The sequence below is a fragment of the Dyella sp. LX-66 genome, assembly GCF_018599165.1.
GTDB classification, from domain to species: Bacteria; Pseudomonadota; Gammaproteobacteria; order Xanthomonadales; family Rhodanobacteraceae; genus Dyella_D; species Dyella_D marensis.
Window position 1 is genome coordinate 1 of sequence record NZ_JAHFVJ010000025.1, and the last position, 13,561, is coordinate 13,561.

General features: G+C 62.4%; 12 protein-coding genes. 5 read left to right on the forward strand and 7 right to left on the reverse strand.

The features are described 5' to 3' along the window. The first annotated feature begins 229 nt into the window (after window positions 1-229). Window positions 230-574: a DUF6572 domain-containing protein gene (locus tag KK141_RS22740; RefSeq protein WP_214573210.1), complete on the forward strand. Its 345-nt coding sequence runs from the start codon at window positions 230-232 to the stop codon at window positions 572-574. Window positions 575-1,580: 1,006 nt separating this feature from the next. Here KK141_RS22740 and KK141_RS22745 read toward each other — a convergent pair. From KK141_RS22745 to arsH, 5 genes are all read right to left on the reverse strand, one after another. After that, window positions 1,581-4,718, reverse strand: a complete 3,138-nt coding sequence (locus tag KK141_RS22745) for a CusA/CzcA family heavy metal efflux RND transporter (RefSeq protein WP_214573209.1) — start codon at window positions 4,716-4,718, stop codon at window positions 1,581-1,583. After that, the gene (locus tag KK141_RS22750) at window positions 4,715-6,013 is read right to left on the reverse strand and encodes an efflux RND transporter periplasmic adaptor subunit (protein WP_214573208.1); all 1,299 of its coding nucleotides are present in this window, start codon (window positions 6,011-6,013) and stop codon (window positions 4,715-4,717) included. Before KK141_RS22750 ends, KK141_RS22745 begins: the two co-directional genes overlap by 4 nt. Continuing rightward, entirely contained in the window at window positions 6,010-7,302 is a 1,293-nt protein-coding gene (locus tag KK141_RS22755; RefSeq protein ID WP_214573207.1) for a TolC family protein, read from the reverse strand. The genes KK141_RS22750 and KK141_RS22755 overlap by 4 nt, the downstream gene beginning before the upstream one ends. 653 nt (window positions 7,303-7,955) lie before the next feature. Beyond that, window positions 7,956-8,393 carry an arsenate reductase (glutaredoxin) gene (gene arsC, locus KK141_RS22760; protein ID WP_214573206.1) on the reverse strand — a complete coding sequence of 146 codons (438 nt, stop codon included), beginning with the start codon at window positions 8,391-8,393 and terminating at the stop codon, window positions 7,956-7,958. Continuing rightward, a complete protein-coding gene (gene arsH / locus KK141_RS22765) occupies window positions 8,390-9,205 on the reverse strand; it encodes an arsenical resistance protein ArsH (protein ID WP_214573205.1) in 816 nt (271 codons plus the stop codon). The genes arsC and arsH overlap by 4 nt, the downstream gene beginning before the upstream one ends. A 51-nt stretch (window positions 9,206-9,256) precedes the next feature. Between arsH and KK141_RS22770 the strand changes: the two genes are divergently transcribed. From KK141_RS22770 to KK141_RS22785, 4 genes are read left to right on the forward strand one after another with little or no spacing between them, the layout of a single operon-like run. Continuing rightward, a complete protein-coding gene (locus KK141_RS22770) occupies window positions 9,257-9,574 on the forward strand; it encodes a metalloregulator ArsR/SmtB family transcription factor (protein WP_214573204.1) in 318 nt (105 codons plus the stop codon). Window positions 9,575-9,600: 26 nt separating this feature from the next. Next, on the forward strand, window positions 9,601-10,116 hold the full coding sequence (locus KK141_RS22775) for an arsenate reductase ArsC (protein WP_214573203.1): 516 nt from the start codon (window positions 9,601-9,603) through the stop codon (window positions 10,114-10,116). Then, window positions 10,113-11,183, forward strand: coding sequence for an ACR3 family arsenite efflux transporter (gene arsB / locus KK141_RS22780; RefSeq protein WP_214573202.1), 1,071 nt, complete (start codon window positions 10,113-10,115; stop codon window positions 11,181-11,183). Before KK141_RS22775 ends, arsB begins: the two co-directional genes overlap by 4 nt. A gap of 58 nt (window positions 11,184-11,241) precedes the next feature. After that, window positions 11,242-11,595, forward strand: coding sequence for a metalloregulator ArsR/SmtB family transcription factor (locus KK141_RS22785; protein ID WP_214573201.1), 354 nt, complete (start codon window positions 11,242-11,244; stop codon window positions 11,593-11,595). Window positions 11,596-11,930: 335 nt separating this feature from the next. On the opposite strand, the gene KK141_RS22790 is transcribed toward KK141_RS22785, so the two are convergent. Together KK141_RS22790 and KK141_RS22795 are read right to left on the reverse strand one after the other, a co-directional pair. Further along, the gene (locus KK141_RS22790) at window positions 11,931-12,419 is read right to left on the reverse strand and encodes a DUF1643 domain-containing protein (RefSeq protein ID WP_214573200.1); all 489 of its coding nucleotides are present in this window, start codon (window positions 12,417-12,419) and stop codon (window positions 11,931-11,933) included. A 100-nt stretch (window positions 12,420-12,519) separates the two neighbouring features. Beyond that, window positions 12,520-12,738, reverse strand: a complete 219-nt coding sequence (locus KK141_RS22795) for a hypothetical protein (protein ID WP_214573199.1) — start codon at window positions 12,736-12,738, stop codon at window positions 12,520-12,522. Window positions 12,739-13,561: the final 823 nt, after the last annotated feature.

Below are 13,561 nucleotides of genomic sequence, written 5' to 3' on the forward strand. Positions count from 1 at the left end.
ATTACATCGAGGTTTTCTACAACCGACAACGCCGACATGGACATCTGGGTGGCCTTGCGCCAATGATGTTCGAGGCGGCTAACTCAAAATCCAGCAGCTAACCGTCTACGAAAGCGGGGGCGTACCAGGTGGGAAACAACGGAAACCCTCACTATCCGGCGGGAACAGTGATCCCTCCAACATCGGTTAATATTGTGCGACCTTCGAACCTACCTTCGAGCAAAAAGTAATGAGCATTGACAAATCCGGCGTCATTGACCACGTTGCCCTGTCAGAAAGAGAACAGAAGGCAGTTCTCATCATCTCCGACCATCTCGACTGGGAAGATGAAAAGGATCACATCCGTCTTTTTGAGCAGAAGATTTCGAGTTACCTAGACTTCATAAGATCTGGCCAGATTCTAGAAGTGCTGCCCGAGGCCAAGAACCTCCCGATCCGCATCGAGTTAGTGCAACAGTACAAGCCTACTGAGAGCGCCACTCACTTGTTGAATGCCGCAAAGCAACAGCTAGCGGATATGGGACTGGAGTTCACATTCCATGCCTTGCCTACGGGATATCGACGCCCCTCGTAATTTGCTAACAAAGAAGGCGGCCATCGGCCGCCTTCTTTGTTATACGTTGCCTCTAAAGCTAAAAATTTTGTTCCAAGCACATCATTAACTCCAAGCATCCGGACCATCAGCGGATCGATCTCATTCTCTTTGAATACATCTCTCGCCTTCCCTACGTCACCGAAGCCACCAGCGTTTGTCGGGATCATCCCTAGCAACTGTGGAGGAAGGTATTCGGGAATGCCATAGATCGCGATTTGACCGAAGCTGGCGAACACATCAGTCGCAAAGGCAACGCATTTTTTTAAGTATTGACGACTATCATCGAATCCACGAGACCTCCGATCTTCGCTAACACTGAAGGAAGGAAGGTCTTCTATCGCTCCAGCTAAGGGACGCCGCAATGTTGAAATCAAGGCAGGATTTACGCGGCATGCTATGTTGCATCGAGGCAGTGATTGAACTGTTGCGATCCAAGAATCCAGGCGAGCAAGAATTCTTCCGGTCGGCGGATGAGGCCTTTCAGGATGTGCCAACGCAATGCAGCCGCGAAGACGACGATTGGTTGCTCAATTTAATTGACCATGTATGTACGCGCCAATGCGTTCCATACCCTATGGGAGCGGTGTCATCGCCGACTACTCACTCAGGCGGTGGTGCTCCATGGGGCTAGCGTCATCCCGGCACGCCGCAAGAATCTCCACGCCGATCATGTTGCGCGGATGTCGTTGTTCGTTAAAGCATAAGTTGGCCGAGCGCTTAAACCATAAATTGGCCACGCCTCCGAACATGCATACCCCGGACGCGGAGATCAAGCCACGGCTAATGCGTCCAGCCCCCATCTCGGGGGCAACCACATCCTCGACCAGGACCCTCGCGATGGCTGTCGCCAGCGTCTTGGTCTTGCCGCTGCCTGGCCCCGCGAGAAGGGCCCGTCGTCGGATACAGGGAAGTAATCGAGGCACTGCGGGACCGGGGATAAAAATCCGCCTTTTCAACGGGAGGCATCTCCTGAGCCGTGGGAAGTTCAGGTGGTTCGGCGCAGACGGCGCCGGGTCATCAGCAAGAAGGCCGCGGGAATCACCAGCATCGACAACAAGGGAGCGGTCAGCATGCCGCCCACCATGGGGGCCGCGATGCGCTGCATGACTTCTGAGCCCGCGCCGTGGCCCCACAGAATCGGGAAGAGGCCCGCGAGGATGACCGCGACGGTCATCGCTTTGGGCCGCACCCGCTGCACGGCACCTTCGCGAATCGCATCTTCCAGCTCGGGGAGGCCTGCTTGGAGATTGAGCGAGAGGTGATGCTCCCAGGCGTGACGCAAGTACAGCAGCATCACCACACCGAACTCGGCAGCGACGCCGGCCAGCGCGATAAAGCCGATCATCGTCGCCACGGAGACCGCGTGTCCCAGCACCCAGATCAACCATAGCCCGCCAACGAGTGCCAGCGGCACGCTGGCCATGATCAAGGCCGCTTCACTGGCGCGACGAAACACGGCGTAAATGAGCGCGAAGATAATGACCAGCGCGATCGGTACCACAAGCTTGAGCCGCTCCATGGCACTGGCCAGATACTCGAACTGCCCCGACCAGGCCACCGTTATGCCGGGGGGCAACTTTACTTGTTGAGCCACCGCGCGCTGCAGATCGTCCACGACCGCGCCGAGGTCACGGCCGGCGGTATCAACGTAGACGTACGTGGCTAACTGCCCGTTCTCGCTCTTCAGCATCGGCGGCCCCACGTCGAGCGTGATGTCTGCGACCTGTGCAAGCGTCAGCTGCGCCCCGCTGGCCGTGACGATGGGCAACTGTCGCAGGGCCGCAACGGAGTCACGCTCGATGCGTGGATAGCGCACCACGATGGGATAGCGCTCTCGTCCCTGCACGGTCTGACCGATCGGATCGCCGCCTACCAGAGTCGCGATCAGCGCCTGCACTTGCTGCTGGCTCAGGCCATAGCGGGCCGCATCCTCGGAACGAATATGCACATCGACGTAACGACCGCCCTGAGCCCGCTCGGCAATGGCTGAGCTCACGCCGGGCACCTTCCTAGCCACGGTTTCGATCTGATCGGCCACCGTCTGCAGGGTAGAGGGATCGGGCCCGAGCACCTTGATACCGATCGGGCTCTTGATGCCGGTCGCCAGCATGTCAATGCGGTTGCGGATCGGCGGCACGAACAGGTTCGTCAATCCGGGGACGTGCACGGCCTCGTCCAGTTCGACCTTGAGCTTCTCCATGGTCATGCCCGGCCGCCATTGGTCCTTCGGCTTGAAGGTGATGGTGGTCTCGAACATCTCCAGCGGCGCCGGATCGGTGGCGGTCTCCGCGCGACCGGCTTTGCCGAACACGTGATCGACCTCGGGCACGGTCTTGATCATGCGGTCGGTGAGCTGCAGCAGTTGCGTCGCTTTACCGGCCGACAGACTCGGTAGCGCTGTGGGCATGTACAGCAGCGTGCCCTCGTCCATCGGCGGCATGAACTCGCTGCCCAGCCGGCTGAAAGGCACGGCGGCGCTAAGAAACAGAATGCCCGCAAGGACCAGCGTGGCCTTCGGGTAGCGCAGCACCGCTTCCAGGATCGGTCGATACAGTGCGATCAAGCCTCGATTGAGCGGGTTGTCGCGCTCCGCCCGAATCCGTCCTCGTACCAGGTAGCCCATCAATACCGGCACGAGGGTGACGGCGAGACCCGCTGCGGCGGCCATCGCGTAGGTCTTGGTGAAGGCGAGCGGCTTGAATAGCTTGCCTTCCTGGCCTTCCAGTGCGAAGACCGGCACAAACGACAGGGCAATGATCAACAGACTCACGAACAGCGCCGGGCCCACCTCGGCAGCCGACTCCGCGACCAACGTCCAGCGCGCCGCACCCTGAGGTTCCTGTCCATCGTGCGCATCGCGCCAATGCTCCAGATGCTTGTGGGTGTTTTCGATCATCACCACCGCGGCATCGACCATCGCGCCGATGGCAATGGCGATACCACCGAGTGACATCAGATTGGCCGAGACGCCTTGCACGTGCATCACGATGAACGCGGTCAGCACCCCGAGCGGCAGCGTGATCACCGCCACCAGCGCCGAGCGCATGTGGCCGAGGAACAGCGCGCACACCAGCGCGACGACGATGAACTCCTCCAGCAGCTTGCCCCACAGGTTCTCCACGGCCGCGTCGATCAGCTGCGACCGATCGTAGGTCGGCACGATCTCCACCTCGGCTGGCAGGCTGTGTTTCAGTTCCTCCAGCTTGGCCTTGACGGCGGCAATCGCGGCCTTGGCGTTCTTGCCCGTGCGCAGCACGACGACACCGCCGGCAACTTCGCCTTGGCCGTCCAGCTCGGTGATGCCACGCCGGAAACTGGGGCCCCGCCGCACCGAGGCGACATCGCGCAGCAGTACCGGTATACCGACGGTGTTGGACGTGATCGGTACGCGCTCGAAGTCCTCGCGACTGCGCAGGTAGCCTTCGCTGCGCACCATAAGTTCGGCTTCGCCTTGCTCGATCACCGAGCCGCCATTGGCACCGTTGGTCGCCCGGATCGCCTCGACCAGCTGTGCCACGGTGAGGTTACGCGCGGCCAACTGCTGCGAATCCGGTACGACTTGCCAGGCACGCTCCATGCCGCCCAGATCGGCGACTTCGGCCACATCCGGCACGGTCTTGAGCTGGTAGCGCAGGAACCAATCCTGCAAGGCACGCAATTGACCCAGGTCGTGCTGTCCCGTGCGATCGACCAAGGCGTACTCGTAGATCCAGCCCAGGCCGGTGGCGTCCGGGCCCAACGAAGGGCTCACGCCGGGTGGCAGGCGATCGCGGACCTGGCTCAGATACTCCAGCACACGTGAACGTGCCCAGTAGAGATCCGTGCTGTCATCAAACAGCACATAGACGTATGAGTCGCCAAAAAAGGAGTAGGCACGGACTGTCTTGGCCCCGGGCACCGACAGCATGGTGGTGGCCAATGGATAGGTCACCTGATCTTCGACCACCTGGGGTGACTGGCCCGGCCAATTGGTGCGGATAATCACCTGGGTGTCGGACAGATCAGGCAGTGCATCGATCGGCGTGCGCGTCGCCGCGAACACGCCGGCCAGCGCTAATGCCAAGGCGGCCAACAGGACGAAGACGCGGTGCGCGATCGCGGCACGGATGAGGGCGGCGATCATGGCCGATCTCCCGGCATGGGCATGCCCGACATCGGTGCACTGGTTGCAGGTGCGGGAAGCGCCGCAGGGTCGTTCAAGCGATCCAGTGCCCCTGACAGGCTGGCTTCCGAATCGATCAGGAACTGTCCGGACACCACGACCCTCTCGCCACCCGTGAGGCCACCGAGAACTTCGGTATAGCCGCCGGCTGCGCGGCCGGTGTGGACGGCGACAGCGCGGAAGCGACCGCCTTCTTCGGCAACGATCACGCGCGCATGCTCGCCGGTCGCGATCAGTGCATCGTCGGGCACGACCGGTACCGCCTTGCCCGGCGTGGGTTCGAGCTGCACGGTGGCGAACATGCCCGGACTTAAACTTCCCTCCGGGTTGGCGAGCACGATGCGCGCGCGTTGGGTGCGCGTCGTCATGTCGATATCCGGGAGCAGCGCTTCCACGTGACCTTGGAACGCTTGCCCTGGCAGCGCGTCAACGCGGACGGTCACCGGTGTATTCGCATGCACCGTGCCGGCCACGGCCTGCGGCAAGGCCACTTCGACCCACACCGTCGACGATCCGTTGATCGTCATCAGCGTTTGCCCGGCATTGACGCGCTGACCTTCACGTACATCCAGCGTGCTGATGACGCCCGTTTGCGGGGCGTGCAGGGTGATCTGGCCACCGCCGCCTACCGCACGACCGTCGGTGGGCGACAGACCGAGGATATGCAGGCGTTGTTGCGCCGCGCCGCGCAGGGCCTTGGCTTCGGCCGACTGGACATGCTGCAGCGCCTGGGCTTCGGCCACGGCACTGCTCCACTGCGGCGCGAGCACCTCGGCGATCGGGGTGCCCGCCGTGACGTTCGTGTACGGCGCGCGGACATACAGCTTGGTCACCACTGCATCGACGCGGGCGCTCACGACGATGGCTTGGCGCAGATCCCAGCCGATCGTTCCGGGCACCCGGATAGTTGCTGCCAACACCCGACGCTCGACCGGGGCGGTACGTACACCCAGGTTCTGGATCGTCGCCGCATCGATGCGTACGACGCTGGCGTCTGTGCCGGCATCGGCATACTTGGGGATCATCTGCATGCCCATCGACGATAGGCCGGGCTGGTCATGATGTTCAGTCGGAATCATCGGGTCGTACCAGTACAACGGCTTAGCACCGGCGTCCGGCGCTGACGACCCGGTGGTGGCGGAGCGGTCGCCCGACACGGCGGTCGAGCCGCCCCCATGACGACCAGCCCAATAGGCCACGAACGCCGTAGCCAGCAACACGGCCACCATAGAAAGGATCCAGCGTGCGCGCTTCATGGGGCGTCCCCTTCGGGCAGCAGATAGGTCAACGCTGCCCACGCTCGACCGTAATCCGTCAGCATGCGGGCGTAGTCGGCGTGGTGAGCGATCTCGTCGCGGCGAGCTTCCAGTAAGGGCTGGATGTCGCCGCCACCGCGGTAGGCCGCCAAGGCCAGCGCCGCGCGATCGTTGGCCTGCGGCAAGAGTTGGTCGAGATGTCGGCGCGCTTGTCGCCCCAGTGCGTCCCATTGCGCCCAGGCCGCTTCCACGGCTTCCGCTTGCTGCCGCCGGGCGTCGTCGTGCTCGGCATGCACCGCCTCAAGGTCCGCGGCTCGTGCGCTGATGCCGCGATCCTGGCGATTGCGCGTGAACAGGGGCAGGCTCACGCCAACCTGCAAGGACACCATGTCGGACAACCCCCGGACACGGGAGCCATAGTTCAGCCCGACGCTCCACTCGGGATGCTTTTCAGCCTTGGCCTCGGCCAGGGCCGCTTCGGCAATGTGTTCGCGTGCTGGCCAGTCCAGGAGATTGCCTTGCTGGTCCAGCCGGGACAGCAGGGCGGGCTTGTCATACGCGAGCACGGCAAAGTCCGGTGCATCGGCGAGCGGCTCGGTCACGGAGCCACCCAGCCATCGACCCAACGTTGCCCGGGCCTGCACTTCACGCGAGGCGGCATCGTCGATGCGGTTCTCCAGATCCAGCGCCTCCATACGCGTCGCCAGCACGTCTGCCGCCGAGCCGGTACCGCCCCGCAATCGTGCTTCGGCCACCACCACATCGACTGCCCATTCGTTCTGCATGGCCTGCAGCATCTGCGCTTCATGATGTGCGCCCCATGCGGTGATCCAGGCGGCTGCCACCTGTTGCTCGATGGCGAGTTGCGTCATGGCGATGGTCGATGCGGCTTGCTCGACATGGGCGCCGGCGAGATCACGCTGCGCCTGTCGTTTGGCTCGTGAGGGCAGCGCTTGGGTGAGCCCGATGGTGCGCATCGTCATGCTGTCACCGCCCGCCGTAAACGCCCCCGGTCCTTGAATGGCTAGATTCTCGATGCCGACGGTCAGCTGGGGATCCGGCAAAGCACCGGCACGGCCGACTTCTTCGCGAGCGGCATGCTGGGAAGCCATACGTGCTTCCAGCAAGGGCGCCTGCGCCAAAGCCCTCCGGGTTGCGGCCTCCAACGTTAATGCTGCGGTGGGGTCGCCTGCCCAGGCGGGCGACATGGCGAGAAACAGGGCGGCGCACAAGAGGCACACCCAGCGGCGCGCAGGGAAAGCGCGCATCCAGAATTGATGCAAGAACATGACTAGCTCCGATCACAAAACCGTATGGGCCATGCACACCGGCACGGCCGCCAAGGGGGTTAGCGATCGAGGGCTAAATGAGGAGAGAGCAGAACCGCAGCGTGGGCGGTGGCTCCGCGCGGCGCACCGTCGGATCCGGCAGTGCCACCTGTCCCGGCACTTCAGCGATCGTCCCCAGCAGCGTTGGAGGTGCCGGGGCTAGTAAAAGAGGCGGAACCGCAGGCAGGCGGGCATCGGGAGTCGCGGAGGTATGGTCAGCGCAATGTTCAGTACAGCGTGGATCTGAGCGTTGATGCTCGGAGGCTTGGTGCCCGGAGGACATGCCCATGGCCGCGCAATCGCCCGTCATGAACGTGGTGGCGGGAGGCGCCGATAGCGTGCACACATATGCGGCCATCGCCAACTGCTGGAACAGCAGGCAAAACACCACCATCCCTATCCAAAGGGCTCGGCGACGTCGGCTGAGGCGGTAGCGCATACGCATGGCGAAGTGATCTTAACGCACCTGGACGCGGGTCCTGTCAAGCGGGGATACGGGCTCATAGTTCGTTCGCTCGTACCGCCCCCGAGGTTACGAGGCACGTGCAGTGCCCATGGATTGTTCTCGTTTGAGCAGGCCTTATCGAGGAGTGGCGCGGCGAAAGCGCCGGCCTCTAGCGCACCCGATTGCCCTGTGCATCGATGACCACTTCACCATCTTCCTTGGTGAACGGGTCGCTGATCGGCGGCAGAATGTCCAGCACGACCTCGGAAGGACGGCAGAGTCGCGTCCCCATCGGGGTGACCACGAAGGGACGATTGATCAGAATCGGGTGCGCCATCATGGCATCGAGCAACGCGGCATCGGTTAGGTTCGGATCATCCAGGCCCAGTTCTGCGTAGGGCGTGCCCTTCTGCCGCAGCGCCTCCCGCGGACGCAGCATCGCTTCCTGGATAAGGTGAACGAGAGTCTCGCGCGACGGCGGATTTTTCAGGTATTCGATGACGGTAGGCTCGATGCCGGCATGACGGATCAATGCCAGCGTATTGCGCGATGTGCCGCACTCGGGGTTGTGATAGATCGTCACCGGCCAGTCAGCGGTCTTGTTCATGCGCAACGGCTCCCGGCGGTACCGCAGCATGCGGTTGTGATCTTGGGTGTGTCCTTCACGGCCGCGGCCACCGTGGCGGTGATCGCGACCGGCGTTTCCACGACGTCTGCCGCGTTTGATACCGCCTTGGATTGCGCGGCGCCCTTGCGCTCGCTGTAGCGATTGACCAGGTAGTCCGAACGATCGCGCACCATCAGCGTGAACTTGAACAACTCCTCCATCACATCGACCACCCGGTCGTAGTACGGCGACGGCTTCATGCGGCCGCTGTCGTCAAATTCCTGCCAAGCCTTCGGCACCGAGGATTGATTCGGGATCGTCACCATGCGCATCCAGCGACCCAGCACGCGCAGCGCATTGACCACGTTGAACGACTGCGAGCCGCCGCTCACCTGCATCACGGCCAGGGTGCGGCCCTGGGTTGGGCGCACGCTCCCTTCCTCCAATGGCAGCCAATCGATCTGGTTCTTGAAGACGCCGGTGACGGCGCCGTGCCGCTCCGGACTCACCCAGACCTGACCCTCGGACCACAGGGACAACGCACGCAATTCCTGCACCTTCGGATGCGAAGCCGGCACGCTGTCCAGCACGGGCAACTCGTGCGGGTCGAATACGCGGGTTTCGGCGCCGAACTGCTGCAGGATGCGTTCGGCTTCCAGAGCCAGCTTGCGGCTGAAGGATTGCGGACGCAGCGAGCCGTACAGGATCAGGATGCGCGGCGGATGATCCGCCCCGGACGGCAGGGCCAGCTTTTCCAGCGTGGGGTGGTCCAGCGCCTCGGCGGCGACGTGGGGCAAATCCTCAAGCGACATGGGCGCAGATCTCCGGTTGCGTCTATTTGATGATTCTATCAATATAGAAATATGGAAACCAAGACTGCTGTGGCGCTGCTGGCTGGCCTGGCCCAGGAGAGCCGGTTGAGCATCTTTCGCTACCTGGTCACCTGCGGACCGAACGGCGCTGTTGTCGGCGACATCGGCGAGCAGGTGGGACTGAGCGGCTCGACTTTGTCGTTTCACCTCAAGGGCCTGGTGCATGCGGGTCTCGCCGAATCCTTCTCGGAAGGACGTTACGTGCGCTACCGCGCCGACTTCACCGCCATGCAGAACCTTATCGATTACCTGACCGCCCATTGCTGTGCCGGACAGCCTGCCCAGTGCTGTCCACCGCGGCGCGCCTGATCGCCTTTCCCTCACGAGATCCCGTCATGAACCCGTGTCGTGTCCTTTTCATCTGCACCGGCAATTCCGCGCGCAGCATCCTGTCGGAAGCGACGCTCAACCATCTGAGCAAGGGGCGCTTCGTAGCCTACAGCGCCGGCAGCAAGCCGACCGGCCAGGTGAATCCCTATGCGCTGGAGGAGTTGGCCACCGACGGCATCCCCATCGACGGGTTGTCGAGCAAGTCGTGGGATCAGTTCGTAGGTGACCAGGCGCCATCGCTCGATATCGTGGTCACGGTCTGCGACAGCGCGGCCAGCGAGCCGTGCCCCGTACTGTTCGGTGACTTCGTGCGCACGCACTGGGGCCTGCCCGACCCCGCAGCGGCGAAAGGCAGCCCGGTGGCGATCCGGGAGGCGTTCCACGAAGCGCACATGGTGATCACCTATCGGATCATGGCGCTGCTCAACCAGCCGGTGGAAACCATGAGCGCGGAAGAGCTCAAGTGGGTCCTGGATGGGATCGGCGCGCTGACGGGCGACGACAGCGAGGACGCCGCATGAGCCAGGCCACCACGATCGACCAAGCACCTGACGCGCCCAGGATCGGCTTCTTCGAGCGCTACCTGACGCTGTGGGTCGCGCTGTGCATCGTTGCCGGCACGCTGCTCGGCCACCTCCTTCCCGGCACCTTCGAGGCCATCGGGCATATGGAGGTGGCACAGGTGAACCTGCCGGTCGCCGGCCTCATCTGGCTGATGATCATCCCGATGCTGCTGAAGATCGACTTCGGCGCGTTGGCGGACGTGCGCCGCCAATGGAAGGGCATCGGCGTCACCTTGTTTATCAACTGGGCGGTGAAGCCGTTCTCGATGGCGCTGCTGGGCTGGATTTTCGTGCGCCACGTGTTTGCGGGGTACCTGCTAGCCGATAAACTCGATTCCTACATCGCCGGCCTGATCCTGCTCGCCGCGGCACCCTGCACGGCGATGGTGTTCGTGTGGAGCAATCTGTGCAGGGGCGAGCCCAACTTCACGCTGAGCCAGGTCGCGCTCAATGACGCGATCATGGTGGTGGCGTTCGCGCCGATCGTCGCGTTGCTGCTGGGCATTTCCTCGATCACCGTGCCGTGGAACACGTTGCTGCTGTCAGTGGGCCTCTACATCATCGTCCCGGTCGCCTTCAGCGTCGTGTTGCGGCGAATGATCCTGGCCCGTGGTGGCGCAGCTAAGCTGCAGGCACTGCTGCATCGCCTCGGCCCGGTCTCGCTGCTCGCACTGCTGGCCACACTGGTGCTGCTGTTCGGCTTCCAGGGGCAGCAGATCCTGGCGCAGCCGGCGGTGATCGCCATGCTCGCCGTGCCGATCCTGATCCAGGTCTATTTCAACTCCGGCCTGGCCTATTGGCTCAATCGCCAGTTCGGCGTGCCGCACTGCGTGGCGGGTCCGTCCGCACTGATCGGCGCGAGCAACTTTTTCGAGTTGGCGGTGGCCACCGCGGTGGGCCTCTTCGGTGTGCACTCCGGTGCCGCCCTCGCCACGGTCGTCGGCGTCTTGATCGAAGTGCCGGTGATGCTCTCCGTGGTGCGGATCGTGAACCGATCACGCACCTGGTACGAGGCGCGCGCCTGACGGCGATGGGGACGGATTGGCTACACTAGCGCTGACCCTTCCCTACGCCTCGTTTCCTATGCAGACCTCGCAGACCGTCAAGATGCTGTCCGCGCTCGCCCAAGAGTCGCGGCTGTCGATCTTTCGGCTGCTTGTGCAGCAAGGACCGGAAGGCCTGCCGGTGGGAGTGATCGGCGAGCAGCTGGGCATCCCCAACGCCACGCTGTCCTTCCACCTGAAGGAACTGCTGCACGCCGGCCTGGTGACCAGCCGACAGAGCGGCCGCTTCATCTACTACGCCCCGGTGATCGAGGCGATGAACGACCTGGTCGGCTTCCTGACCGAGAATTGCTGCAACGGCCAGAGCTGCGCGCGCCCGGCCACCCGATCAAAGCCAGCGGCGGTCGCACGGCCGCGCAAGCGCGTGTCCTAAAGCATCACCTTTGGCGCCAGATAAGCCTTCAATTCCTCCACCGTGGCCCGCGCGTAGCGCGTGACGCCGATTAAGGTGGCCGAGGCCGGTCCGGTCCAATCGCCGTAGCCCACCAGCCACAACCCGGGCAGATCGCGTGCCCGCGTGCCAAGAGTGGGCACACGCCCGTCCACGCCGACCACACCCGCGCCTACCTGACCGCCTCAGCGAACCGCTGGAGATTCCCATGCAAGCCAATCACACCTGGTCCGCGGATTTTATGAGCAACGCGCTGTGGTCAGGCCATCGCCTCTGTAACCGTCTAAGAAAGCAGGGCCTACCACTGACTGAGGTTTTCAAACAACAAAGTCAATAAGTGGTGTGTCATATCCGGTCATGAGCGGGTGGCAAGGGTCGCCACCTCTGGTGATGCCAAGGCATTTCACGGGTTTTCCGCTGGCCAGTAACAACCCAGACAACCACGCTACGCGCGGCCGGAGGCGCTCCGGCAGCTTCGACCGAGTTCCCCAGCACGCAACGAGCACATCGGCACACCGGATGATGTTGTCTAGTTCGATCGCATTGCGCGGTCCAAACGGATCAGCACACCTGCCAAGAACCGACACGTTGGTTGTACGAAACGCGAAGATATTGCCGACGACGCACTGCGATCCGCCCCAGCGCCTCGTAAATCCAATCTTCTTGCGTGTTTCGGCATCGCCAGCTGCCGCATCGGCGACAGTGGGATTGACCCCGAAGAACGCGAAGATCAGGCCGCTCGGCGCCACCTCTCGAGTGAGGCAGTAACGATATCGGCCGCAATCGGAAAGGATGGTGCTATCCATGTTCAGCATATGGAGCCGGGTTACGGCGTCGCCTGCTCATTTATCACATGACCGTTTTCGGGGACGCGAGGCAGAAGTCATCGACATGATCCGCCGGCCTTTATTCCTCACCAATGAATTCCCTGCCGGCCGTCCATGCCGCCGCCTTAGACAGAAAGCGGCGCGTATGCTCGCCGATCTCTTTAGTGAAGCGGCCTCCCCCTAGTGACATCCGCGCACCGAATCGATATGCAGTCACTCTCGAATTAGCGGGATGTTTGATCTCTGTAAGAGACAACTCCCAGTCTCCGATCATCTCACGGCGAACGATGCTGTTCACGATGCTGCTCTCATAAGCCTGGATTGTGACCCACGCCACGGCCTATGAATGAGACTTTCCATGAAAGTTTCGCTTCCCACAGCATCGACGATAGCTCCTCGACCTTCTTGTTGTCCGGGCCAAAGATGCGCTACAAGACTGCCGGGTACGGAACGCTCTGGCGCGTACATATCTGGTCGATCAAATTGAACAGCCAATCATCGTCTTCGTGCGCGCATTGCGTTCGAACACCGTGAAATGCGCCGTCCGTCCACCGGAAGAAATCCGGTTCGCTGGGGTTGCTGGAATGCAACTGCACTATTCCCGCCTCAATGCGGCTTAGCATGCTTCGTAGCTCTTGCCTCGATTTCAACATGGCTACGTCTCCCGGTTAGTGCAAAGGGCGAATCTTGAGCGGACCATACCGCAACTCCGATATGAATCGGGGAAGCGAATCGGGTGGCGCCAGGAACAGAGCTGCGTGACTGAGGCGCTTGCCAAGACTGGAATGTCTTCACGCCCCATTGCAGCATGCGCCTATGGTTGTTAGGCGGCGGTAACGCGGACGAGCGGCGCGGGCATGATCTCCGATGCGATCGCTTCGAATGTCTGGCGTAGCCTCAGGCGCGGTGGCTTTACGACATGTTACGGCGGCGTAACGGAGGCAAGCGCAGGCTTGGGGAACAGGTCTGTGATTCTGCTCTCTGGAAGGCATCCTGGTACGCCCCCGCTTTCGTAGACGGTTAGCTGCTGGATTTTGAGTTAGCCGCCTCGAACATCATTGGCGCAAGGCCACCCAGATGTCCATGTCGGCGTTGTCGGTTGTAGAAAACCTCGATGTAAT